Below are 26386 nucleotides of genomic sequence, written 5' to 3'. Positions count from 1 at the left end.
CTAAGTTCCCTGCGATCAACGCTCGGCGGACGGCACAATCGACATATTGTCTCCCTTATTCGTCGCGAGTGGCCGGGCTGCCCAGCGCGTTTTTATGCATCCTTTTGAATCGTCGCGCGTTCTCCTGTGATCCAGCAAAGCCGTATGAGGGCGATGCTTGCGACCATTGTGATATCTTTTCTATGAAGGAGCCCGAGATGAACGCTTCTAGGCAGCCGGAAGGCTTTAGCACGGATGCCGAGTTGCAGGCGCATCTCGCCGCGCTCGAAGCTGATGCGCCGGCGGAAGAGGGGTTTCAAAACTCCATTGACGACATGGGTGCCGAACGCCGGCGCCTTGATGCCCTCAAAAGCGATATCGCCGATGTCAGAGACGAGATCGAAAATCTGCGTGAGCGCTTGGCCGCCGTTGCCCAGCAGGCGACAACCATTGTCAGAACGAACCTCGATTGGGCAGATGCGAGCGCCCACGCCCAGCTCGGCGCCTATCCATGGGCAAAACTTGTAGGTGCGATGGCAATGACCTTTGTCTCCGTTCGCTTGTTGAAACGATTGCCGCTCGGAAGGATCGCGAGTGTGGCGCTACCGCTCATCCTGAGTTGGCCCGACGAAAAATCGTAACTGCGCTCGATTGGAATGTAGCGCTGTTCCGGCAGGATTGCGCGCGAAGATAAGCAATTGCCACCACTCGCGCTTTCGATATGCGGAGTTTTGTCGCAACTGAAGGCTTCAGAAACTCAGCCCCGCAGCCGGAAACCACCGCCACCGGCTATCCTATCCGCTTTCGCCGCTTTCACTCCCGATGAGAACTGAGCGCATAAATATATGCCACCACCGCGGCGGCACCGACGGCTAGAAGAGGTCGTTCCCGTATGCGTTCCCGAAAATTGTCGAGCATGCTTCCCGCCGTTGATGGAGATTCCGCTTCGGGGTCGCGCCAGGACCTCGCGTGAGAGAAAAGTCCCTGCCGCCCGTCGCCACTTCGCCTCTGGCCGAAGCGAACCTGGTCGTCAGTCAGCCGACCGTCGGGACTGGCCGAGAAATCGGCTTGACGTTTCACCCGCTGGGCCTCCTCCGCATCAGCGCGGCCTGATGGAATGTCGCTGTGAGTAACAGACACCGGGTCCGAAGCCGGAAAGGTATCCTCGAGACCTTGCTGGAGCTGACCCTTGCTGGCCCTTCGCCGCTGCGCGGCCTGCTCCCGCTTCATGGATTCCACTGCAGGGGATGTTTTCGAGTTGTCTGGCATGACTTGCTCTCCTTCAAGAACGGCCGAGGCCAGCAGCACGACGCCGCCGAGAGACCCCGCACCCGCCGGGCAAACGACATTGCATTCATCATCTCCTCGCCGTGGGCGGTCAGTGTTTCGTCTCCGACCCATCGACCGGTGGATACGGTTGACCCGGATCGAAATTGCCATTGCTCAGCGCATCATAGGCGTTGAGGCTTCCGCCGCCGTCCCGCGTGCCGAATGCAGTGAGCTGAACCATCATCACCTTGGCTTGATCGATCGCTGCAATATCATCCATCTGCACGCCGCCGCTGTTGATCTGAACGGAAACGGCTTCGCCTCCCTCGCCGGAGAACTGGACCTTCAGCATGTTTCCTTCGCGGATGACCTTGGTGTCCGTGAGATGCATTTTTGTGCTCCTTGCCATGAGAACACAACTCGGCTGACGGCTCGCGGTTCCCTGGCCTTTTGGATATGATCGGGGAGATCATGGGCGCAGCGGCGGTCTATGATACCGCCCCGCTGAAACGCGAGTTCCGGGAAATGAAATCCCGACCACGCGCTGAATCCACCAGGGCAAAAGACATCATTCCTAAGCTCCTTTCCTTTTTGGGAGGGATTGAGCCTCCGGCAGATTCTTCGGTCGCCCCCGGGAACATACATTCTCTCAACCGATTAGGTCTGCGCCCCCAATTCAGAGGAACGACAGCGAGGAATCCAATGAGGAAAATTTTACTAATGTCGACCGCTCTTCTCATGGCCGCTTCGGCAGGCTTTGCACAAAGCCAGAAGCCGACGACCACGCAGGAGACGCCTGCGGTGGCGACACCAGACACAAAGAACCCCGGGGCGCCGGTACAAGGCAAGAACAGCTTCACCGAAGGCCAGGCTAAATCGCGAATGGAAGAGGCCGGCTATACCAACATCACCAACCTGCAGCTCGATGATCAAGGTGTGTGGCGAGCATCCGCGATGAAGGGCTCGAAGACAGTCCAGGTTGCGCTGGATTACCAGGGCAACATCGTCACGAAGTGAATGGCCGTCGCAATCAAGAACACGAAGGAAGGAATATCTCATGGCAACTGTAGCTGGACTTTTTGATCACCATGACGATGCCAAACGTGCCGTTGAGCAGTTGGAAGACGCCGGCATCTCGTCGGACAATATCAGCATTGTCAGCAGGACCGTCGAGGGCCGCAAGGTCGAGGAGCAAGGCAACAGAGCCGCCGAAGGCGCGGGCACTGGAGCAGGTATTGGCGCGGTGGCCGGTGGAGCGGGCGGCTTGCTGGCTGGGCTTGGAATGCTTGCCATCCCTGGTGTCGGCCCCGTCGTGGCCGCAGGTTGGCTTGTCGCCGCTCTGGCCGGCGCGGCAGGCGGTGCCGTCGTCGGCGGCGCGGCCGGTGGCATTGTTGGTGCTTTGATAAAGTCCGGGGTGCCGGAGGAGGATGCGAATGTCTATGCGGAGAGTGTTCGACGCGGCGCTTCGCTCGTCGTAGCGCGTGTTGACGGCGAGGAGATCGCCATCGCAAACCGGATCCTTGAACGTCTGCCGCGCGTTAGTCTCAGCGAGCGTCGGGCACTTTATGCAGGGCAGGGATGGCAGCGTTTTGACGATACGCTCGATCCTTATGTCGACGCGGACGTTGACACTCGTCCCTATACGTCTTCGCCACGCAGCTAGTGTCGCATCGGCACTGAGCCGGCCTTCGTTGCCGGCTCAGTGCACCAGCGCCATGCTCAGCTTCTGCGTGTTCGAAGCCTTCGGGTTTTCAAAATGTGGCCGCTGAAAGGGCAACAAGAGCCAATCGTCATCCTCCATGACATCCCCAATGTGCAGAATTTCTCTCATGTAAGCATTCGCCTACGTTTTCTATTGATAGAACGTGCCCCCAATAAGGAGCGCATTCAATCGAGGTGAGCGTCGGGCGGCGCTGTTCGGATGAGCGTTCCTTTGTCGAGGAATGATGCCCCCTATGTCAAAGTTAATTGGCGAACCGGATTTTATGCCTACTGTCTGAAGGCGGTGTGACCTTTGTAGGAGGATGGGATGGTTCAGGCATTTGGCCGCCGGACGCCGCCGCTTTATCCGGAAGACGTTATGATGATGCAAACGCTCCTAAGAGATTATTGCGAGGACCGGTGTTGCGAAAACGCGAGCGCGGAAGCTCAGGAGGCGGCGCGAGAGCTTGTCTATTGGTTTCAGATCGGTGTGACAAAGCAAAGCCAGCTCCGTGAGCTGCTGTATTCGCGGGCATGGAGCTAGCCGGGAGAGACGGTATGACGGATAGTTTGGCCGGTGCGGATAATGATTGTAATCCGCACTTTGAATATTCTCCCCTGTCCCGGCCGTTTATTGTCGACGGGACAAGCGTGATCGTCGAAATTTTTCGACCGTTTGGTGAGGACTGCGGATGGAACCTTCAGGTCGTCGATGAAGGGCTCGATATCACGGTTTGGATGGACGTGTTCGACACCGACGCGGAGGCGTTTGAACAATTCCTCCAGACGGTCGAACTCGAAGGCATCGAGTCCTTCGCTGCGACACCCGTCAAACCTTTGCACTGACGCGAGGCTTGTGTACCGCATTCGGTAGGTTTGTCAGCTCTGAGGCTTGCTTGCCTTGCCTCCTCGTCTTGCCAGCAGGTTTGCGACCACGAGCAGGACAATCGACAGCAGCATCATCAGTGTCGCAGCCGCGGTGATCGTCCGCACGCCGGACGTGTTGCCACAAGTAACTGCAGCTCATGCGTTCGGCGAGCTTGGCTTGTAAAGCACCACTCGGTTTCGACCGGATTGCTTGGCGAGGTAAAGAGCCTCATCAGCCTGGTTCTGAAGCTGCTCCGGTGAGACAATGCCAACGTCCGGTACGTGGACTACCCCGATGCTGACGGTGACGCATGGCGACATTCCGGATGCAGGATTCGGGAGGGAGGCAGTTTCTACGCCTTCTCGAATTCGTTCGGCGACCGAGATCGCCTCTTCCTCACTCACGCCCGGAAGTACAATGAGAAACTCTTCGCCGCCATAGCGTGACACACGGTCGCGATTTTTTCTCATGCTGCTTTGAATGATGCCGGCGACTTTTACCAGGCAGCGGTCCCCCTCGCCATGACCGAGACTATCGTTCAGCAATTTGAAATGATCGATGTCGCACATCAGCATGGCAATCCCCTCCGTGCGTGGGCTGTCCCCACTCCAGAGACGATTGAGCATTTCCATCATCCATCGTCGGTTGGCGATGCCGGTCAGGGGATCCGTTCTCGCAAGAAGTTCGAGCCGAGCATTCGCATCGGCCAATTCCGCCACTCGGCTCTTGTCTCGCAACTCAAGAAGGAAGGTCTTCTGCGCCAAAATCGTCATGGTGCGCCGGGCTACGACCGTTGCGACGATGCCGCTGGCGAAGAACAGCGTGGCCGCTTCCAAGCTTCCCAATTCGACACCCGGGTTCCGCATTTGGAAAAACAGATAGAGACCAAGCGCCATGACTGCGATCATCGTCGTCCACGCCAGCGGTATGCCAAAGATGATGATCGCGGTAATGGCCACGAACAGCATGATGTTCAAATGTCGTTCGTAAAACTCGCCTCCCGCATTCACGCCCACCAGCGCTACTGACAGGAGGATAAGGAACATGCCTGCGATCAGGACAATCCTTTGGAGCTGGAAAGCGCGCGGTATTTTCCAGATAAAGGCCGTGGTCAACGCGGCCGGAGGAAGGATGCAGGCCGGCGGAAGCATCGCCATCGCTATCGCCTTTGGAAGCAGGATTGCGTTGAGGCCCCATGTCAGCACGTCGATCAAAGCGACCCAAATCATCCATGAGCGAATAATCTTGGCCGTTCGAAGCCAGGAGCGTTCTTGATAGAGGCGATAAAGCTCGCCCCTTAGGCGAATATCACGGGTACGCCCCTTCAGAAGGCGTTCCACCTCATCCATGATATTAGGGTTTTGCGCCTGGAGTGGCATCTGTGTGGGCGCGTCAGAACTCACCGAGACTTTGTTCTCCTCAACATCCATCCTAACCCACATAGCGGAGCATTTCTTACAGGCAAGAATGAGAAGGCCAGACCGAGAATAGGCCCATCACTTTGCCACTCGAGCTATAGACCATCGAGCAAGGGCATGTTTTGACCTATGTCTTGTTCCGGTCGGAAACGGATCACGCCGGCGCCTGCATCTTTTTCCCAGCGCATGCGTTCTGCTGATGCAGCGATCTGAAAAGGACCCATCTCATGAGCAAGCGTGAACTCATCGACACCGGCACCGACAAGCGTTACGTCCGCCGAAACGAAAAGGGTCAATTCAAGGAGAGTGCCGACGTTGGTCGATCGCTGTCGGCAGATCGCCGTCATCAGGCCAAGCAGGAAGCCAAGCCCGGTGAAGGCGATCGCGGCGACCGCAAGTCGAAGCGCTGACGTCGGTGAAGCTCGCAAGTTTCAATGTCAACGGCATCAACGGCCGCCTCGACATTCTCCTGCATTGGCTGGCGGAGGCCTCTCCGGATGTGGTCTGCCTGCAGGAACTGAAGGCGCCGGATGAAAAGTTTCCTCGGCGCGCGCTTGAAAGAGCCGGATATGGGGCGATCTGGAATGGCCAGAAAAGCTGGAACGGCGTTGCCATTTTGGCGAAGGGACACGAGCCGATCGAGACGCGCCGTGAGCTTCCAGACAATTTGGACGATACGCACAGCCGCTATATCGAGGCGGCGGTCAACGGGATGCTCATCGGATGCCTTTATCTTCCGAACGGCAATCCGGCGCCCGGGCCCAAGTTCGATTACAAGCTGCGCTGGTTCCGACGCCTGACTGCTTATGCGGAAGAACTGCTCGCGCTGGACATTCCTGTTGCGCTCGTCGGCGACTTCAACGTCATGCCGACCGACCTCGATGTTTACGCGCCTGAGCGCTGGCGCGATGATGCGTTGTTTCGACCGGAAGTGAGGGCAGCTTACCGGGATCTTGTTGCTCAAGGGTGGACGGATGCGTTGCGCCATCTCTACCCGGATCAGCGCATCTACACTTTCTGGAAATATTTCCGCAACGCGTTCGCCCGCGACGCAGGCTTGCGCATAGACCATGTCCTGCTCAGCCCCGTATTGGCAGATGACCTCATTCGGGCAGGTGTCGACAAGTCGATCCGCGCTCTACCTCATGCGAGCGATCACGCCCCGGTCTGGATCGAACTTAGAGACTGAACTTCTCACGCAAGCTCAATCCAAGGACATTGCAGAGTAGCCAACGGTGTTCACGCCGCTCCAGACGGATCGCCGGTTGGCAACAGTGCTGGATCAAGCGGCGGATCGTTCGGATTTTTACTGTCTTCCGGATCCTTTGCTGGCGTCACTGGCGGCTTCTCCTGGGTGCGATCAGACACTCCAGGCGATGGATTGGGATCACGAGGCGTCTCGTCGGATTTCGGTGCATTTGTCGGCATATTCGTTCTCCTTTTTAGGCGGGAGAACGGCATGAGCTTCTTGATCTGCCGTTCAAACCTCTCTGACAGAAGAACGTTCCACGAGGCTATTCGCTCCGTCGTCAGGACCAGGCGGATGGGTCCTCCTTGGTCAGAGATCATCGGGTCTGTCTGCGGGAACAATCTGGGTGGCTATGCCCATTGTCAGTTTCATCCGGTCGCCTGCTTTCAAAGCGGAATTAACTTTTATTAAGCGATTAAATTGCATTCGACGAATACAAACGTAAATGTTGCAAAAATGCACGCTGCTCATCAAAAACGAGCGCGAATATGCGCCTATCTCAGTTCTAACTATCCGTGTGCCGAATGAAGTCTGCTATGGAGCAGGTCAGGCCGATGAGCGGCTGCACTGTCTCAAGTGCTGTTTCATGAATTCGATAATTTGTCGGTGGGCAAGGCGCTGTCTTGCTCAATCGAGTAGTTTTGACCTTAGGAAGGTTTGCATGACGTTTGCCGTTTTGAATGACATGTTTTCCACCAAGAGCCTTGCATCCATAATTCTCGTGTCCTCCGTCCTGTGTGCGTCTTCGGGCATGGCTCAAGAGCAGCCGGCGGCAGGCGCGGCAGGGTCGACCAATGCTGGCGCTCAGCAGAATTCCGCTGGTACCCCTGCGGCGGGCCAGCCGGCGCCGCAAGCCCGTGTGCAGAAGTTTGACGACTGGTACTATCGCTGCGTCGATGGCAAGGCAGCGGACGGTTCGGCGACAACGAATTGCGAAGCGGCGCAGATCGCGACGGTGAAGCAGGGCGAGCAGGACGTCAACATTCTGACCTTGGCGATTGCGAAAGCGCCTGCAACGCCTGCGCCTACGCAGAAAGGCGGGAAGCAGGCGGTGAGTGATCTCGTGCTGACGACGCTTGTGCCACTCAACATGTACCTGCCGGCGGGGCTCAGCATCGATGCGAGCGATAAGCCCGTCGTTCAGCTTGCCTATCGCAATTGCAACCAGGCCGGTTGCTGGGCGCAGCAGAAGCTGGATGCGAAGATGGTCGCCGCACTTGCAAAGGCATCGGATGGGATCGGTCACGTGCAGATGATGAATGGCCAGAGGGTCAATATCAAATTCTCACTGAAGGGTTTGGACGCGGCTTTGGACGCGTTGCGGAAACCGGCTTCCAACTGACGGCGCGACTGAACGATTCATGACCTCGGCTCGGCAACCGACGGCTGCTCCACGCAGTCTTGCCTTCGCGGCGTCCTCCCTCATCATGCGTATCCTTGTGTTGCTTGCCACGGCTCTGACGGCGTCGATGGCGGTTGCGCAGCAATCGCCAAATGACGATTTCGCCCGCCGCCACGCGCAGCGGAATGAAGAGCAGCGCCTCGATGCGCTGCGCAAGAGCACGCCGAAGCCCTCGGAGGTGCCGACCGGTGAACGGCAGGCCGCCGGCGCGCAAAAAGGCGGCCCCTGTTTTGCCGTCACGGATGTTGAGGTGGAGGGGGTCAAGCAATTCCCGACCGCTGATATCGACAAGGTGACGGCACCCTATCGCAACCATTGCATCGGTGTCGGCGATATCAACACGTTGCTCCGCGATTTGACCTATCTCTATCTCAACAGGGGTTTCGTCACCTCGCGTGTCTACGTGCCGGCGCAAGACATTGCCAAGACGAAGACATTGCGTCTGGTCGCTGTCGAGGGCGATCTCTCCGACATCTATATCAACGGCAAGCCGGCGCCTGTTTCCGGTGTGATGGGCTCCGGCATGCTTGCCACCGCCTTTCCCGGCATGAAGGACCACATCGTCAACCTGCGCGACATCGAGCAGGGCCTCGACCAGATCAATCGGCTGAGTTCCAACAACGCCAAGACGGCAATGCTGCCAGGTAAGACCAGCGGCACGTCCATCCTCAATATCGAGAACAAGCCCAGCCATCCCTGGCACGTCTCCTTCGGCAACAGCAACCTCGGCCAAGAACAGACGGGATACTCAAAGACATCGACCTCCCTCGGTTACGACAACCTCTTCGGCGTCAATGATCAGTGGAGCTTTGGCTACGAGCATACGGGGCCGAACTATCCCTGGCGGGATGACGGCCAAGGCCGGAGCGATAGCTTGACCGGCAATGTCAGCGTCCCCTACGGCTATTGGACGCTCTCGGCAAACGGCGCTTGGTACGGCTATGACAGTTCGGTTCCCGGCAATTTCGGGACCTTGCAGACGTCGGGCAATTCCAAGCAGCTCGGTGTCGGTGCCGACCGCGTCATCCTCCGCGACAAGGATTCGATCACCACCTTAAACAGCGGCTTAACCTACAAGGAAACCAACAATTTCCTGCTCGGCAGCAAGATCGAGGTCGGCAGCCGCAAATATACCGTCGGGGACCTCGGCATCTCTCACTCGCGGCGCATGCTGGGCGGCCTCTGGGTCTTCGATCTTTCCTACAACCAAGGTCTCAACCTCTTTGATGCCGTCGACCCAGGCGATGCCGGGGCAGGCAATGCCGATCCGCGGTTCTCAAAGTTCACCGGCACCATCACCATGACCCGGCCGCTCCAGCTCGGCGAACAGCGCTTTGAGGTCAATTCGATCCTGACTGGACAATATTCGCCGGACAATCTGTTCGGAGCCGAACAGATCTCGCTCGGCAGCAATTCCACCGTCCGCGGTACGCGCGAGAGCACGCTTTACGGCAATGACGGCTTTTTCATTCGCAATGATTTCGTCTGGCGGACGCAGCCCTTCGTCGACAATGCCGCCCTTGCTAAATTGCTCGGCGAGTTCCGCCCCTATGCCGGGCTAGACTACGGCCGGATCGCCTCTCAGACGCGCTATCAGATCGAGGGCGGCGACATGCTCGGCTGGACCGTTGGGGCCAAGCTCGCAGGCGGCAATCTCAATCTCGACATCGGCTATTCCGACGTGCTGGCCGGCACTGTCGATAAAAAGAATACGGGACTGCTTTTCGTCAGCTCCTCCGTACGGTGGTAACCAATATAAAGAGGAAAATCATGAATTTAGTCATTCGAAAAGACAACAAGACAGCGCCTCTGGCGTTGCGTTCTGCGGCTGCACTCCTTTGCTGTGCAATCGCGCTCTCGAGCTGCGGTGGCCGCGAGGCGCACCCGATCGCCTCGACCAATGTTGGCGACGGTGGGCTTGATTGCGGCGGGGTTTCGCGCGAATTCGCAGCCAACGAACGCCAGATTCTTGCAACGGTCAAGGAGCGCTCGCAAGCTCAAGGCAAAAACGTCATTCTAGGCGCCACCGGCGTTCTTCTCTTCTGGCCGGCGCTATTCTTCATGGATCCAAAATCACCGGAGAAGGTCGAGATCGACGCCTTGCGCAATCGCAACCAGGTGCTGACCGACCTTGCCCGTTCGAGAAAGTGCCCGGCGCCCAAGTCGCAATTGGGCGAAGTTTACAAGAGGCTCGACGGCGGTGTGAAGACGCCACCGGCCAAGAGAGACTAAAGCGAACTGTGCGATCGCGGCACAATCGGGGGCCGCCGCGATCGCACCAAATAACAGATTTTTTGTTTTAAATCCGTTTACCTCAAACCCATGCCGACGTTGACTCCCATCCCGAAGCCATGGTCTCGCTCTGCATGCCACTACAACCAAGACGGTATTGAGCTGTCGCAAAAATCAAGCACCGGAAGGCGTGCCATGAGCAGGATGATCGTGCGGCGTAAGCCTGCGACAGCAAAATGCGGCATCGAAGCAGGCGAGGTCCTTGGCCACCGCCTCATGCGTTTTGCCCACCAGTCTTTGGCGCTGCTGCTGAGCGGCCTGCTGATATTCCAGCCGGCGATTGCCAATGCCCAATCGATCTCGGCAAGCACGACGGCCCCTGTCGCCAACCAGCCGAGTGTCGGAGCGGCTCCGAACGGCGTGCCGCTGGTCGACATCGTCACCCCAAACGCGGCTGGACTGTCGCACAACAAATACAACGACCTGAATGTCGGGACCCAGGGTGCCATCCTCAACAATTTCAAGGGCGAGGAAGGCACCTCGAACCTCGGCGGGGTGACGCCGGGCAATCCGAACCTCAATGCCTCGAACCCCGCCTCGGTGATCCTCAACGAAGTCACCAGCGGCAACCGCTCGGCCCTGAATGGCCCGACGGAAGTGTTCGGCACCAAAGCGGACGTCATAGTAGCGAATCCTAACGGAATCACCTGCAACGGCTGCGGCTTCATCAACACGCCGCATGCCACCCTGACCACCGGCGTTCCCACCATCGGCGCCGACGGCAGCCTGACAGGGTTTACCGTCAATGGCGGCGATGTGACCTTCGAGGGCGCCGGCGGCAACTTTGCGGCCAGCCCCGGTTCTGTCGATCTCTTCGACGTCGTCTCCCGCAGCATTCACGTCAACGGCCCGGTCTACGGCAAGACGCTGCGCCTGACGGCCGGAGCGAACAAATATGACTATGCGACGGGCGAGGCGACGGCACTGACCTCCGTCTCCGGCACGCCGGAATACGCCATCGATGGCACAGCGCTCGGCGCCATGCAGGCCGATCGCATCAAGATGGTCGTCACCGAGAAGGGCGCCGGCGTCAATATGAGCGGCGACATGGCCGCCAATGCCGGAGACCTGACGCTGTCGGCCGACGGCAAGATTTCGATCGGCAATGTGTCGGGCAGCCAGGGCGTCTCCATCACCTCGAAGTCCAAGGTGACGGCGGCCAAGGTGAGCTCGAAGGCAAAGCTCGCCATTCAGGCCGATGCCGGCATCACGCTGCAATCGGTCGCTGCCGACGACGATATCGCCTTGTCGAGCGGCGCGGACCTGTTGAGTGTGACCGGCGACGTCAACAGCGCCATGAATGTGGCGATGACATCGGCGGGCGGCATCTCTGGTGCGAATGTCACGGCCGGTGGAATAGCGTCACTGTCGGCGTCGGCCGGCAATATCAGCCTCACGGGGGCCGTCAGCAGCAAGGGCGCATTGTCGGTCACGGCGACCTCCGGCGCGATCGCGGCCGCATCGCTGCTGAGCTACAACAATATCGGCCTTACCGCCGGTCTCGACATTTCCATTGCCGGCACGGTGTTCGCGCAAGGCAAGATTGCCGCTACCGGCCGCTCGATATCGACCGGCGCCACCGTCTCCGGCCTCGACATCGCCGCAACGCAGGCGGATGCGGCCGGCAGAACCGTGCTGGCGAGCGCCGCCGACCTACAACTGACGGCAACAAGCGGTGCGGTCAATGCCGCAAGCCTGCTGTCATCCGGCAACATCACGGTCGATGCGACGTCGCTGACGGCCCAGACCATCACGGGCCACGGCACCATCACAATCAACGCCACCGGCGCGACGGCCGCAAACGGTCTCGTGAACGTTAGCGGCCAGATCCTGGGCGGCAGTGATATCGCCATCTCCGGGGCCGGCATTCAGGCAACGACGATTGCCTCCGGCGTCGATTTTACCGCCACTGATGCGGCCGGCGGCAATATCACTCTCGGGACGGCCGGCACGCTCGATCTGACCGCCGCCGCCGGCACGATCGACGTCGATACGCTGCTGTCGGCCGGCGATCTCACCGCTCAGGCCAACCTGCTGCAGGCCAACAATCTGACGAGCCACGGTAATATCGACATCGATGCCGGCGTCGATGTCGCCAGCCAGTTGCTCGGGGCTGGTGCCATCACCATCAACGGCAACGCCAATGGTGTCAGCACCGATCTTCTAGCCTCCGGTGTCGACTTTGCCGCAACCAAGGCGACCGGCGGCAATATCGTGCTGGCGAGTAGCGGCGACCTGACGATCGACGACAGCACCGGCGCCGTCCAGATCGGGACGATCCTTGCCGCCGGCGCGATCGATGCGGTCGGCCAGACGATCACCGCCGACACCGTTACCGGCCACAAGGATATCACCCTTGCCGGCGCCACGAGCACGGCGACAGGCAGCGGTCGCGTCGATGTCAGCGGCCAGGTCCTTGGTGGCGGCAATGTTAGCGTCTCCGGGTCCAGCATTGCGGCCGACGCCATTGTCTCCGGCGTCGATATCGCCGCCACCGACACCGCCGGCGGCACGATTGTCCTTGGCACAACGGCCGCCGGAACCGGCAATCTCACATTGACCGCCTCTGGTGCGCTCACTGCCGGGACGCTGCTGTCTTCAGGCGATCTTAATGCGAGCGCCGCGAGTATCACCGCCGACAATATCTCGGCCCATGGCGACATGACGCTTGGCGGCGCCATCAGCGTGAGCGATCAGATCCTTGGCGCCGGCAATGTGCTGATCACCGGCCAAAGCCTGGCGGCCCAGACCCTCATCGCCGGCATCGACTTCGACGCCACCAATGCCGCCGGCGGCACGATCACGCTCACATCCAGCGGCGATCTGACGGTTGCGGTCAGCGGCGCCATTACAGCCCCGACCATACAGGCCGCCGGCAATCTCAATGCCAGCGGCGCGACCATCACTGCGGATGCGATCACCGCCCACAACGACATTACGCTTGCCGGTGCGACTAACGTAAGCGGCCAAGTCCTTGGCGGCAGCGACATCGATATCTCCGGTTCCAGCATCAAGGCTGGCGTCATCGTCTCCGGCGTTGATTTCGCGGCAACGGCTGCTTCTGGCGGTGGCATCGCACTCGCCAACAGTGGCGATCTGACGCTGGCCGCGACCGCCGATATCGACGTTGGCACGCTGCTGTCGGCCGGCGATCTCCATGCGACAGGCACCACTGTCACCGCGGATTCCATCACAGCGCATGGCGACATGATGCTCGGCGGCGCCATCAGCGTCACCGACCAGATCCTCGGCGCTGGCAACGTATCGATCAGCGGCCAAAGCCTGTCGGCACAGACCCTGGTCGCCGGCATTGATTTCGACGCCACCGACGCCGCCGGTGGCAACATCACCCTCGGCCAAACCGGTGACCTGACGGTCTCGGTTAGTGGCGCCGCGGCGGCATCAACTGTACAGGCTGCCGGCGTTATCGACGTCAATGCGGCCACCGTGACCGCTGACACGATCACCGGTCATCAGGACATCAGCCTTTCCGGGGCGACGACTGTTAATAGTCAGGTCCTCGGTGGCGGCGACATCACCGTCTCCGGCTCCAGCATCAAGGCCGGCACCATAGTCTCCGGTGTCGACTTTGCCGCGACGGCTGCGTCTGGTAGCGGCATCGTGCTTGCCAGCAGCGGCGATCTGAGCCTCACCGCGACCGGGATCATCAATGCCAGCACGCTGCTCTCTGCCGGTGATCTCAATGCTGCTGGTTCGACCGTCACGGCGGACAGCCTCACGGCTCATGGCGACGTGACGCTCGGCGGCGCGATCAGTGTTAGCGATCAAATCCTCGGGTCCGGGAACGTATCGATCACCGGCCAAAGCCTGTCGGCGCAGACGCTTGTCGCCGGCATTGACTTCGATGCCACGAATGTCGCTGGCGGTACTATCGTCTTCGGTCAGACAGGCGATCTGACGGTTTCCGTCAGCGGCGGCGCGGCGGCATCGACCATTCAGGCGGCCGGTGCGATCGACGTCACTGCAGCGTCCGTTACCTCTGACGCGATCACCGGTCACAAGGATATCATCCTTGCCGGCGCGACCAGCACGACGACCGCAAGCGGTCGCGTAGACATTAGCGGCCAAGTCCTCGGCGGCGGCAACATTGACATCTCCGGCTCCAGCATCAAGGCCGGCGCCGTCGTCTCCGGCGTTGACTTCGCCGCCACGTCTGCTGGCGGCGGCAATATCGTCCTTGCCAACGGCGGCGATCTGACCCTTGCTTCGACGGGGATCGTTGATGCCGGCACGCTGCTGTCGGCCGGCGATCTCAACGTGACGGGCACCAGTGTCAGCGCGGATTCCGTCACAGCCCATGGCGATATCATGCTCGGCGGCGCGATCGACGTCAGCGGCCAGATTCTGAGCTCCGGCAACGTCTCGATCACCGGCCAAAGCCTGTCAGCACAGACCCTTGTCGCCGGCATCGACTTCGACGCCACCAAGGCCGCTAGCGGCAATATCGTCCTTGGCCAGACCGGCGATCTAACGGTCTCCGCTAGCGGCGCGGCTGTGGCGTCGACGATCCAGGCCGCCGGCGTCATCGATGTTAGCGGCGCCACCGTCACCGCTGACACGATCACCGGTCATCAGGACATCAGCCTTTCCGGTGCGACCAGGATTAACGGTCAAGTCCTGGGTGGCGGCGACGTCACCATCTCCGGCTCCAGCATCGAGGCCGGCACCATCGTTTCCGGTGTCGACTTCGCTGCCACATCCGCCGGCGGCGGCAATATCGTCCTTGCCGGCAGTGGCGATCTGACGCTTACCTCGACCGGTAATGTCGACGCCGGCACGCTGCTGTCGGCCGGCGATCTCAATGCCAGCGGCACTATCGTCACTGCTGATGCGGTTACGGCTCATGGCGATGTCATGCTTGGCGGCGCCATCAGCGTCAGCGGCCAGATTCTTGGTGCCGGCAACGTCTCGATCTCCGGCCAGAGCCTGTCGGCCCAGACCCTCATCGCCGGCATCGACTTCGATGCCACCAATGCCGTTAGCGGCAATATCGTCCTTGGCCAAACCGGCGACTTGACCGTTTCGGTCAGCGGCGCCGCGGCGGCCTCGACCATACAGGCCGCCGGCGCAATCGACATCAGTGCAGCTTCCGTTACCTCTGACGCGATCACCGGCCACAAGGACATCACGCTTTCCGGCACCACTGCCGTCAGCGGCCAGGTCCTCGGTGGCGGCAACATTGACATCTCCGGTTCCAGCATCACAGCGAGTGCGGTCGTTTCCGGCATCGACTTCGACGCAACGGTGGCCGCCGGTGGCAACATCGTCCTTGCCAGCAGTGGCGATCTGACGCTGACCTCGGCCGGCGACATCAATACGGGCACGTTGCTGTCGGCGGGCGATCTCAGCGCTGCCGGTTCGACCGTCACGGCCGATGCCATGACGGCGCATGGCGATGTGACGCTCGGCGGCGCCATCGTCGTCAATGGTCAGGTGCTCGGCTCCGGCAATGTGCTGATCACCGGCCAGAGCTTAAGTGCCCAAACCCTTGTCGCCGGCATCGACTTTGACGCCACCAATGCTGCCGGCGGTGATATCGTGCTTGGCCAGGCAGGCGATCTGACGGTTGCGGTCAGCGGCAACGCCGCGGCATCGACCATGCAGGCTGCCGGCGCCATCGATGTCAGCGCGGCCACTCTCACTGCCGACGCGATCACCGGGCATCAGGACATCACGCTTGCTGGCGCGACCACAGTGAATGGCCAGGTTCTTGGCGGCGGCGACATCACTATCTCCGGTTCCAGCATCACCGCCGGCGCCATCGTCTCCGGGGTCGATTCCGCAAGCACCGCGGCTGCCAGCGGCAACATCGTCCAGACGGTGAGCGGCGACGTGTGGTTGACATCGACGGGCGATCTCAGCATCGGCACGCTGTTGTCCGCCGGCGAGCTCACAGCGCAAGCGCTCGACCTGACGGCGGGGAGCATCACCAGCCATGGTACCGTCGATCTGAAGGCCAGCGGCACGACGACCGGAACCGGTCGCGTCGATGTCAGCGGCCAAGTGCTGTCGGCCGGGAATCTCACCATCGACGGCAGCAGCCTCAGTGCCGGCCTTCTGGTGTCCGGCGTCGATTTTGCCGCGACCGATGCGGCCGGCGGCAATATCGTGCTCGGATCATCGGGCGCCATGAACCTCACCGTCTCCGGCGATGCCACAGCCGGCACCATCCTGTCTGCTGGCGACTTTGCTGCGACGGCTGCCGATCTCCAGGCCGGCAGCATCACCAGCCACGGTAAGGTCGGGATCAACGGCAACGTCGATGTCACCAGCCAGATCCTGGCAGCCGGTGATCTCACCATCAACGGCAGCAGCATCAGCGCGCCGGTGCTGATCTCCGGCATCGACTTTGCCGCCACCACCGCGGCCGGCGGCAATATCGTGCTCGGATCATCGGGTGCCATGAACCTCACCGCGACAGGCGATATCGTCTCGCAAATCATGTTGTCGGCTGGCGACTTTACGGCACAGGCGGCCAATCTTCGGGCCGACGGCATCACCAGCCACGGTAAGGTCGGTATTCTCGGCAATGTCGATGTCAGCAACCAGGTGCTTGCCGCCGGCAACCTCACCATCAATGGCGGCAGCATCAGCGCCCCCACCCTGATCTCCGGCATCGATTTTGCCGCGACCAATGCCGCCGGCGGAAGTATCGTGCTGGCATCGTCCGGCGCCATGGATCTTTACGCCTCCGCCGGTCTTGCAACGTCGACCATGCTGTCGGCCGGCGATATCGACGCCAGCGCTGCCACCATTACAGCCGGCGCCGTCACCGCCCATGGCGATGTCACCCTTGCCGGCAGCAGCAGTGTCATTGTCACCGGCCAGCTTCTGAGCGCCGATGATGTCTCGCTCTCCGGCCAGGCCGTCCAGGTCGGTCAGGCCGTCACCGGCGTCGATTTTGCCTCTACCGCGCAATCGTCAAACGGCGCCATCGCTCTCGGATCTAGTGGCGATCTCGACATCGTTGCGACAAGCGTCACGGCCGGCACGTTGATCGTTGCCGGCAGTCTCGATGTGGCGGCCAGCGCCCTTACCGGCGGCAATATCACCAGCCACGGCACGGTGGCGATCGGCTCGTCCACCAGCCCCGGCGCGATTGCGATCAACGGCCAGCTTCTTGGCGCCAGCGACGTCTCGATCACCGGATCCAGCATCAGCGGCAATGTCATCGTCGCCGGCGTCGATTTTACCGCCACCAGCCAATCGGCAAGCGGCAATATCGTTCTCGGCAATGCGGGTGATCTGACGCTGCAGGCGACGTCCGGCGACATCTCTGTCAGCAGCCTGATGGCCGCCGGCAGCATCACCGCCAATGCGGCGGGCAATGTCAGCACCAATGCCGTTGCCCATGGCGACCTGACGGTAAATGCCGGCAATGCGATCACGCTTAGCGGCCAGTCGCTGGCCGCGCGCAACGCCAATCTTGCTGCCCGGTCGATGACAATCAACAGCCTGGTGTCCGGCGTCGACTTTGCCGCCACCAGTGCGGCCTCAGGCGGCAGCCTGATGCTGCAGCACACCGGCGCGATGACACTTGCCGCCTCCAGCGGCAGCATCAACGCCAATGTACTGCTCTCAGGCGGCAGTGTTGCCGCCACGGCAACGCAGAACATCGGCTATGCCAGCCTGCAGAGCCTCGGCAATGCCACGCTCACCGCACCCGGTTCCATCAGCTATACCAGCACCACCCGTGTCGGCGGCAATCTCACCCTCAACACCGGCGCCCTCGATCTTTCCGGCAGCCGGGGCAGCGCGATTGCCGGCGCCGGCACGCTGATCGTCAACGCCTCTTCCGCCAATCTTTCCGGCAGCAATCTCGTCTTCGGCGGCCTGACACTCAATCTTTCCGGCAATGCCGACCTCTCCAACGCCGACGTCAGCGCTGTCACCAACGGTGGCGGCTCCGGCGACATCACCGTCTCCGCCGCAGGCCTTACCACGACGGCCGGCACCTCGCTGCTTGCCGCGCACGACCTGACGCTTAATCTGCCGTCGCTCGGTAATGCCGGTCTGCTCGCCGCCGGCAACGATCTCACCTTCAACGTATCAGGGGATTTCTACAACAGCCCCTCCGGCCTCGTCTTTGCCGGCAACAACGCCAACTTCTTCGTCGGCGGCGTGCTCACCAATGATCAAGGGGCCATCGTCGCCAACAATGGGCTGACCATCCAGGGGGCTACTGCCGGTCAGCGCAATGCGGCGGTCGCCAATGTGTCCGGTCTTATCCAGGCCGGCGGCGACATGTCGATCCTCACCGGGAATCTCAGCAACAGGCGATCGGCGGCGCCGACCTGGGTGATGGGCCAGTTGGTCTCCTCCGGTGCTGTCGTCGGTACTTTCGTCCTTAATCCTGCTGTCGCCGGTCAGCCCTTCGCCTATCTGGAATCGACCGACCAGAATATGTTCCAGCTCTATGCGGGCGTCGATCCGGGACTGTTTTCCGACTACCAGCCGCTGTTGTATTCGGTCGCAACGCTCGCCGATGGCACCTCCTACCGCGCCTGGACCTGGGTCAGCGGCAGTGGCCCGACAGAAGTTCGCCCGATCTTCGACTGGATCAAGGCTCGTGTTCCCAAGGATGCGAACGGTAATCCCGTTCTCGATCCTAACAACCCCTCCAGATACTTCATCGTCGATGAAGTCGTCCGCAGCGGCTCCGACACCAGCACGACTTATACCTGGGACGGCGGCGCCAATATCAGCCAATCGGTCTATGAGGATCGGTTTACGGCGTCGTTGAGTGCCGAGGCGGTGATCCACGCCGGCGGCAATCTGACGATCGATGCCACCAATCTCACCAATTCCTACAGCTCGATCGAGGCCGACGGCAACGCGACGCTAAGGGGATCCGCACTCACCAACGAAGGTGTTGCGCTTTATCGCACGACAACGCTGACCTGTAGTGCCGAAAGTGCGTGCACGGCCTACAATGCCAATGGCACCGCTGATCCGTCGCGCAACATCGCCAATGGCACCTCGATTGTCTCGAACTCGCAGATCATCGGCGGCGCTTCAGGCAACATCAAGGCTGCCGGCGCACTCAGTCTCTCATTCGGCGCAATCAACAACAGCTCCGCCGCGGGATCCGTGTCGGGAGGCGCAGGCTTCGCGGCCTTGAGTAATCCCGGCAATCCGCTCTCGGCACTTAACAGCATGACGGCGGGCGGCGCCTTGTTCAATGTCAACGCCGCGCTTACCAGTGTCGCTGCCAATGGCGGTGCGAGTGTCAGTAGCGGCCCGTCCTTGGGGGGTGGCAGCACAACGATCGGAAGTGTTCCAACGGTCAGTAGCAGCAGCCTGATGGCCGTTGGTGCGTCGATCAGCGGCAATAATCTGACGGCGGCCAGCAGTGCCTCGGTCAATGGCAGCATCCTGACCGCCAGTGGCGCCTCGATCAGCGGCGGCAGCCTGACGGCGAATGGTAGCGCCTCGCTGAGCGGCAACGGCGTGACCGCCGCCGGCGGACCTTCGATCAATTCGACTGCCTTGACCACCGGTGGCGCCTCGGTCAATCCCAATAGCTTGATGGGCAAGCTCACCGCCGCCATCGGCAACAACGGCAATCTTGCCCAGATGCTGCAGGTGAACGGCGCTCAGCTCGCCGCGCTTGCCAAGCCGCAGTCCGGTGGCGTCGGCGGCACCGTTCCCGGCCAGGTCTTCCTGTTCGAAACGCGGGCAGCCTTCCTCGACGTATCGAAGTTCTACGGCTCGGCCTATTTTATCGACCGGATCGGCTATACGCCGGAGACGCAGGTTCCCTTCCTCGGCGACGCCTATTTCGACAACCAGCTCATTGACGAGCAGATGCGGCAACTGGTCGGCGATGGCCTCGGCTCCGGCTCCTTCATTCCCGGCAACAATGCCACCGACCAGATGAAGTCGCTGCTCGACAATGGTGTCGCCTATGCCGAGACCAACGGCCTTGCCCTCGGCCAGGCGCTGACGCCCGAGCAGGCGGCGTCGCTCACCCAGTCGATCGTCATCTACCAGACCGAGATCGTCGACGGGGCGCAGGTGCTGGTGCCCGTCGTCTATCTCTCGGCCGCCGACCGCGCCAAGGTCAACAACAGCGCCGCCGTCATCGCCGGCAACACGGTCAGCATCGATGCCGGCTCCGTCGACAATTCCGGCGCCATTGCTGCCGCCGACGGCATGACCATCAATGCCACCGACATCAAGGCCAATGGCGGCGTCTTCCTCGCCGGCGGCAACATGAACCTCAATGCCACCAACGGCATCACGCTGGCCGCCCAGACGATGAACATCGGCGGCCAGAATGTCGTCAATACCAATGCTGGCATATCGGCCGCCGGCAACCTGCAGATCGCCGCCGGCGGCACGCTGAACTCACAGGGCGCCAAGATCGCCACCGGCGGCTCAGCCCAGCTTTCCGGCCAGACCGTAACGCTCGCCGCCACCAAGGTCGACAATGGCGGCCAGCAGAATGCAACCGGCACCCGCATCACTGCCGGCACCAATCTCGGCATCACCGCCGATGGCAACGTCAATATCAGCGCTTCCACGGCAAAGGCTGGCGGCAATCTGACTGTCACGGCGAAACAAGGACCGGTCAATGTAATCTCGACCGATGTCGCTCGTCTGACCAACGACGGCTACACCAAAACGGCCGGCATTGATCAGCAAGCCTCGCAGCTCATCGCGACCGGCAATTTGGTTGTCAACGGCAATACGGGCCTGCTGATCTCAGGTGCGCAACTATCGGCGGATGGCAGTGTCGGCCTGACCTCCAAAGGCGATATCAATATCTCGACGTCGCAGAGCCAATCCTCGTCGAACTTCGGGGCAAACTCGTCATCGTCGACCACGCACACCGGCTCCGAGATTACAGCCGGCGGCGATCTCGTCGCCAAATCCGGTGGCGACCTCAATGTGATCGGCTCGAAGATCTCCGCTGAAGGGTCACTCGGTCTGCAGGCCACTGGCGATGTGACCATCGCCGAGGCGACGGATTCCTCGACGCTCGACGTTCACTCCTCTTCGAAGAAGTCCGGCTTCCTCGGTACCTCCATCAAGGAAAAGGCCTCCGGCCATCTGGATGATACCACCGCAGTCGGCTCTTCGATCTCCGGCAGGGATGGTACAACCATCATCTCCGGCGGCGACACCACAGTGTCGGCCTCGACCGTGACGGCCGGGGACAGCGATCACGTTGCCGATCTCAGCATCCAGTCCGGCGGCAATCTGGTCGTGACGGCCGGCAAGGACAACGAGACTGAGAACGACAGCGCCAAGCGTAAGGGTTTCCTGCGGAATGGCAGCTCGAGCTATGACGGCTATAACGAGACAACGGTCGGTTCCGCGCTATCTGCTTCCGGCGATGTCAATCTCGACGCCGGCAAGGCGGCCGTCATCGCCGGCTCGAAGGTCGATGCTGATGGCTCCATCAATGTCTCCGGCGACAGCGTGGCCGTCATTGGCGCGCAGGAGAACCATCAATCCGATCTCGAGCGCAAGGATTCCGGCCTTTTCGTCGGCTCCGGCGGCGGCTTCATCTCGCTCTACGGCAAGAACGAGAAAGACGGAAAGCAGTCCTCCACGGACAACGTCGGCTCTGAACTCAGCGCCGGCGAGGACGTTAATCTGACGGCCCGCAAGACCAACCTGAACATCATGGGCTCGTCGATCAGCGCCGATCAGGACATCAATCTGTCGGCTGCGCAAGACGTCAATGTCACGCCGGGTGCGGAAAGCTCGTCGGAATCGCAGACGCAGAAGAAGTCCGGCTTCGGCCTATCCTTCTCCACAGGCGGTGGCGGCTTTTCCATCGGCATCGGCGCACAGAAGACCAAGGACGAGACAGCCCAGCAGTCCGATACCAACGCCATCTCGACGCTGACTGCCGGCCGCGACCTCAACATTTCTGCCGGGAACAACGTCAACCTGCAGGCGACCAGCGCCTCCGCCGAACGTGATGTCAACTTGTTCGCCAACAACGACATCAACCTGCTGTCGGCGAACGACGTCACCAATTACCAGGAGGTCCATGAGAAGACCTTCGCCGGCGTGACGCTGACGGTTTCGAGCCAGGTTGGGAAGGCAGCTCAGAGCATCTATAACTCCGCCGAGCGTCTCACCGACAGTGGTGGGGTCAATGCCGTTACCAACACTGCTATTGCCGCCTTGGGCTTCTATCAGGGCTATCTGGACTTGAAACAGGGTTATCAGCAGCTCAACGGCACTGATAAAGATAAGAAAGGTCTGCAATTCGACATTTCGCTCTCCGCTGGCATCAGCCATCAGGAAAGCAGTTCCTCGTCGACCGTTTCGAACCCGGTGGTCACCGATATCCGCGCCGGTCGATCGATCACCATGGAGGCTGAGAACGGATCGATCACCAGCGACGGCGCGCAGATCCTGGCTGGCTACGACAAGTCCGGGCTGCCCACCATCTCCGGCGATCCGCTGACGGGCGATATCTTCCTTTCAGCCGAAGACGGCGACATCAATCTCAATGCGGCTACTGGCACGTCGGATTCGTCGAGTTCCAACAGTTCCTGGAGCGCCAGCGTCGGTGTCGGTTTCTCTTGCGGCACGAAGGGCGGCTGCGAGAAGACGGGCGTTTACGCCAGCGCCTCCTATGGCGAGGGCGGGAGCGGCACGAGAAGTGTAACCCACACCAACACCCATGTGGACGGCACTGGCGACGTGACGATCGTCACAAACGATCTCGCTCTTAGAGGCGCGACCGTCACCGGCGGCTCAGTCACCGCCGACGTTAAGAACCTGACGATCGAAAGCCTGGTTGATACGGCAAAAGCCAATGCCGATCAGCTCAGCCTCTCCGGCACGGTCGGCATCGGCAGCTTCAACGTCTCGGGCGTCACGCAAAACGCGAAGGGCGATGCGGTCCTGGTCAGCGAACAATCTGGCATTCACGCCGGCACAGGCGGCCTTGATATCAACGTCGCTGGCCAGACGACGCTGGTCGGCGGCCTGATCACCAGCGATGCTAGCGCCGAACGCAATAGCTTCTCCACCGGCACGTTGACGGTTTCCGATATTGACACCCATTCGACTTGGAAGGCCGACACCTACGGTGGCTCGATTGGCACCAACGGGCTTTCCATTGCGCCGCCGGTCAAGGATGGCGACAGTGCCACCGGCAAGGCCTATTCGGTGATCGGTTCCAACATCGGCATCACCATCATCGATCCGGCCCATCAGGTCCAGGATATCTCAACAATCCGTCGTGACACGACCAATACCAACACTTCGCTGCCCAGCCTCCCCGATCTGCAGAACATCTTGCAACAGCAGTACAAGACACAGGCCGATCTGCAGGCTGCTGAGGCCTCTATGGCAGGTCTTGTGGCGACGATTGCCAACGACTTCATGTTAAAGGCACAGACGGATGAAGAGCGCGCCTTCTGGGGCGAAGGAGGTGCTGGCCGTGCGCTCTTGCATGCGATTGGTGGTGGTTTGCTTGGTGGTGTCAACGGCTGGGAGGGTGCCCTGAAGGGAGCACTTGGCGGGGCGACGTCCACGCTGCTCGCTTCGGCGATCTCAGACCTTGTCGATGGCATGCTCAAAGGCACCAAATACGAAGGGACCGAAGAAGGTAGGCAACTTGCGACCTTGCTCGGCCAAAGTCTGTCAGCTCTGGCGGCTGGCGCCATCAGTAGTGGCGAAGGTGCGGCCTATGCAGCGGCAAACTACAAATACAACTATCTCGCTGACAAGGATCTCTTCAAGGCGGTTTCAGCTCTGAAGAGGGCGGAGGCATGCCAGTCGGACTGCGCCGAAGAGTGGGCAGTCGTTAGAAGCTACCAAAAGCTGTCGCTTCAGAACGACGTCGATCTGATGACCACCTGTAAGGCAGATCCCGGCTCGGATGCCTGCAGATCGAAAATCGATGCATTCCTCCAATACGCCGCCCGCCTAGACCGAGCCGGTATTGACGTCTTCCCGGATCGCCAGCCGGGAGACAGCGCGCTCAACCTCGACATCGACGCCGATACGTTGGCCCAATTCACGGCGGGTAAAGGGGCTGTCTATCTCGATGTCATCCTCGCCAGATATGTGGCCAACGCAGTCAACAACAACACGTCGATTCCCGATGCGATCGACGGCGCAATGACGGAAATCAGCCGGACGAATACCGGTATGGCCGTCGGGGCGATCGTGGTACTAGCTGGCGCTGGCGCCGTCGTTGCCCCTGAAGTCTACGCGTACTGCATGTTCTCGAACCCCATCGCGTGTACGCAAGCCATAGCGGTAGCTGGCTGCGTTGCTGCAACCGTCTGCCCGGAAGTACCGCCCGCGATAGTGGCGAGCAATGCGGCAAAAGCCGAAGCGCAATTAGAGGAACTGGCCGCGGCGGAAACTGCAGCAGCCGGGACGCGCACGATAGTCGCGTCAGATGGTACCACTGTTGTCGTACCGGCCGGATACAAGCCCCTTACCTCCGCAGGAGCGGCTGCGAACGACGTTGGCGGCTTGCCGCAAGGTTACCTCCGCGTTGTCGATGAAGAAGGCAATGTCGTTATTGCCGGGCCAAACGGCGCAATCTATGATGATGTTGCAGCTGCTCAGAAAGCGGCAACTATCGGCACCAATGTTCCAAATAACACAGCGCAGGTAATAATAAATTGGCAAAACGGGACCGAGTTCGAGCAGCAGGTTGTGGACGCCTTTGGGCACGTTGGGGGTGCCAAGAATACGACTCCTGTAACAGTTATACTACATGATGGCACGCAGGTGACGACCGTTCCCGATCTTTGGGGAGCAAACGTCGGCGGCATGCTCGAAGCTAAGAATGTTCAGAATCTCTCAATGTCCAATCAATTGCGTGCTCAAATTCAAGCTGCTATTGAAGCTGAGCAGCCGCTGAACTTGGTGGTAAGCCCTAGGACTCAAAACGTTTCCGGTCCCCTTATTAATGGCGTTCGCAGCACCGGCGGTAACGTTTATGTATATAATCCCGCGACCGACAGCCTTACATTGTGGTAAATGAAATGAAGCCCGATTTTTTAATCACAGTACAGACAAGAGAAGACCTTGTTCCATGGGAGGTGGGCAAGAAAATCCTGTCGATGCTGTTTTCAGAAACAAAATTAATACCTGAAAGAGTGGCGACGTTCGGTGAGGTTACAAAAAGCCATGGGTTGAATATTGTCGACATTGAGGATTGTAGAGCACTTTGGGCCTCAAAGGCTATGATGCGTGCTGGCGGCTCCCAATATGAAGTTATAGAAGATTTTCATTGGAAAAGGGATAAGGTTGCCAAGTCTCAAGGTGCCGTGACCTTTACCAGCATAAACGCTAAGGGCGTGAAGCGGCCAGGGAGCATTTTTTTTCAATCGCAATACCGGCGAGAGATTGACTGGATTCTGTTGTTTCTTGCTTGGTGCGAGACGGTGTCTCCGTTTGCCGCTGTACTACATCCATTTATTGCGGAGGATGGCCCGCGAAAAGGTAACACAAACATTAGGGAATACAGCTATAAGGAGGAAATTTCCCACCAGGCGTGGTCCCGATTCTTGAGCGGGGAATTTCATTGCGAGTTTCGAGCAGGAGAGATGAATAGTCTGGTATCTGGTTTAACTAACCTCGGATGGGCATCTTGGTTCGGGGAGGAATATGCCAAGGAAGTTGACCAGCAAGCTATATCTTCCGCGGGCTTTCCAGTCTTTAAGATTGGATGTGGTTATTTGGTCCAATTAACAAGTCACCCAAATGATGTGATTGGCGACTATCCAGCTTTCTCGAGGCTTCGGGCTCATCTGAAATCTCTTTTTAGACCTGGCTTGTTCTTGATTGAAGATGAACCTTAACCTCACGCGCCTTTCCCGCCTTCTTGGGCCGACAGTGGCGTTCTAAAGTTAATCCCTATCGCTTAGCATACATCAGTGATGCGGCGCCGGCCAAGTTGCCCCTGATTAGATGAGTATCGAACGCTTGAAAAACTAAGGGGAAATCAATCCACGATGGTTGAGCTGTGCGCCGGAGGGACTTTCTTTTCAATCATGTCAACCGCTCGCGCGCGTTGGCACTATTATGATCGGTGCGGGGCAGATCATTGATGCCGGCCAACGGCACAGCAATCCGATCGTTGTGGCGTCTGAAGTTCCGAGGTCATGAAGTACAGCCTTCCAGAGGCTTATACCTCAATACGATTCACGAAATTTGGCTCATAGCGGCGTCGCCAATCAGGTTGTGATTTT

The 26386-nt window shown here is 60.0% G+C and carries 16 protein-coding genes; 11 read left to right on the top strand and 5 right to left on the bottom strand.

The features are described 5' to 3' along the window. Positions 1 to 197 precede the first annotated feature (197 nt). A complete protein-coding gene (locus ACXHXG_RS24670; RefSeq protein WP_457901032.1) occupies positions 198 to 620 on the top strand; it encodes a hypothetical protein in 423 nt (140 codons plus the stop codon). 172 nt (positions 621 to 792) lie between these two features. Here ACXHXG_RS24670 and ACXHXG_RS24665 read toward each other — a convergent pair whose 3' ends face one another. Continuing rightward, positions 793 to 1248: a hypothetical protein gene (locus ACXHXG_RS24665; protein ID WP_457901175.1), complete on the bottom strand. Its 456-nt coding sequence runs from the start codon at positions 1246 to 1248 to the stop codon at positions 793 to 795. 109 nt (positions 1249 to 1357) lie between these two features. Continuing rightward, positions 1358 to 1639, bottom strand: coding sequence for a hypothetical protein (locus ACXHXG_RS24660; RefSeq protein ID WP_104826418.1), 282 nt, complete (start codon positions 1637 to 1639; stop codon positions 1358 to 1360). A gap of 311 nt (positions 1640 to 1950) precedes the next feature. Between ACXHXG_RS24660 and ACXHXG_RS24655 the strand changes: the two genes are divergently transcribed. Further along, a complete protein-coding gene (locus tag ACXHXG_RS24655; protein WP_260304862.1) occupies positions 1951 to 2265 on the top strand; it encodes a PepSY domain-containing protein in 315 nt (104 codons plus the stop codon). 40 nt (positions 2266 to 2305) lie between these two features. After that, complete coding sequence (locus tag ACXHXG_RS24650; protein ID WP_260304863.1) at positions 2306 to 2911, top strand: general stress protein; 606 nt, start codon at positions 2306 to 2308, stop codon at positions 2909 to 2911. Between the two features lie 36 nt (positions 2912 to 2947). On the opposite strand, the gene ACXHXG_RS24645 is transcribed toward ACXHXG_RS24650, so the two are convergent. Beyond that, positions 2948 to 3079 (bottom strand): hypothetical protein, encoded by a 132-nt coding sequence (locus ACXHXG_RS24645; RefSeq protein WP_457901031.1) that lies wholly within the window; start codon positions 3077 to 3079, stop codon positions 2948 to 2950. A gap of 428 nt (positions 3080 to 3507) precedes the next feature. On the opposite strand from ACXHXG_RS24645, the gene ACXHXG_RS24640 reads away from it, so the two are divergent. Further along, positions 3508 to 3795 (top strand): hypothetical protein, encoded by a 288-nt coding sequence (locus ACXHXG_RS24640; protein ID WP_285169375.1) that lies wholly within the window; start codon positions 3508 to 3510, stop codon positions 3793 to 3795. A gap of 177 nt (positions 3796 to 3972) precedes the next feature. Here the strand turns inward: ACXHXG_RS24640 and ACXHXG_RS24635 are convergent, their stop codons facing one another. Then, the gene (locus ACXHXG_RS24635; protein ID WP_457901168.1) at positions 3973 to 5196 is read right to left on the bottom strand and encodes a GGDEF domain-containing protein; all 1224 of its coding nucleotides are present in this window, start codon (positions 5194 to 5196) and stop codon (positions 3973 to 3975) included. 266 nt (positions 5197 to 5462) lie between these two features. Here ACXHXG_RS24635 and ACXHXG_RS24630 point away from each other — a divergent pair, with 266 nt between their 5' ends. Both ACXHXG_RS24630 and xth read left to right on the top strand, forming a co-directional pair. Further along, the gene (locus ACXHXG_RS24630) at positions 5463 to 5645 is read left to right on the top strand and encodes a hypothetical protein (protein WP_260304867.1); all 183 of its coding nucleotides are present in this window, start codon (positions 5463 to 5465) and stop codon (positions 5643 to 5645) included. A 5-nt stretch (positions 5646 to 5650) separates the two neighbouring features. After that, positions 5651 to 6424 (top strand): exodeoxyribonuclease III, encoded by a 774-nt coding sequence (gene xth / locus ACXHXG_RS24625; protein ID WP_457901030.1) that lies wholly within the window; start codon positions 5651 to 5653, stop codon positions 6422 to 6424. 50 nt (positions 6425 to 6474) lie between these two features. Here the strand turns inward: xth and ACXHXG_RS24620 are convergent, their stop codons facing one another. Beyond that, entirely contained in the window at positions 6475 to 6663 is a 189-nt protein-coding gene (locus tag ACXHXG_RS24620) for a hypothetical protein (RefSeq protein ID WP_260304869.1), read from the bottom strand. Between the two features lie 482 nt (positions 6664 to 7145). Between ACXHXG_RS24620 and ACXHXG_RS24615 the strand changes: the two genes are divergently transcribed. The 5 genes from ACXHXG_RS24615 (at position 7146) to ACXHXG_RS24595 (ending at position 25996) form a co-directional block, all read left to right on the top strand. Further along, positions 7146 to 7826 carry an invasion associated locus B family protein gene (locus ACXHXG_RS24615; protein ID WP_285169371.1) on the top strand — a complete coding sequence of 227 codons (681 nt, stop codon included), beginning with the start codon at positions 7146 to 7148 and terminating at the stop codon, positions 7824 to 7826. 85 nt (positions 7827 to 7911) lie between these two features. Beyond that, positions 7912 to 9636 carry a ShlB/FhaC/HecB family hemolysin secretion/activation protein gene (locus ACXHXG_RS24610; RefSeq protein WP_457901167.1) on the top strand — a complete coding sequence of 575 codons (1725 nt, stop codon included), beginning with the start codon at positions 7912 to 7914 and terminating at the stop codon, positions 9634 to 9636. A gap of 20 nt (positions 9637 to 9656) precedes the next feature. Continuing rightward, complete coding sequence (locus tag ACXHXG_RS24605; RefSeq protein WP_104826429.1) at positions 9657 to 10118, top strand: hypothetical protein; 462 nt, start codon at positions 9657 to 9659, stop codon at positions 10116 to 10118. A gap of 204 nt (positions 10119 to 10322) precedes the next feature. Beyond that, positions 10323 to 25172, top strand: a complete 14850-nt coding sequence (locus tag ACXHXG_RS24600) for a hemagglutinin repeat-containing protein (protein ID WP_457901166.1) — start codon at positions 10323 to 10325, stop codon at positions 25170 to 25172. Between the two features lie 5 nt (positions 25173 to 25177). Continuing rightward, complete coding sequence (locus tag ACXHXG_RS24595) at positions 25178 to 25996, top strand: hypothetical protein (RefSeq protein ID WP_457901029.1); 819 nt, start codon at positions 25178 to 25180, stop codon at positions 25994 to 25996. Positions 25997 to 26386: the final 390 nt, after the last annotated feature.

It is taken from the genome of Rhizobium sp. LEGMi-198b, assembly GCF_054114205.1.
The sequence above is the reverse complement of the archived record's forward strand: the minus strand, read 5'-3'. Positions and strand labels throughout refer to the sequence as shown.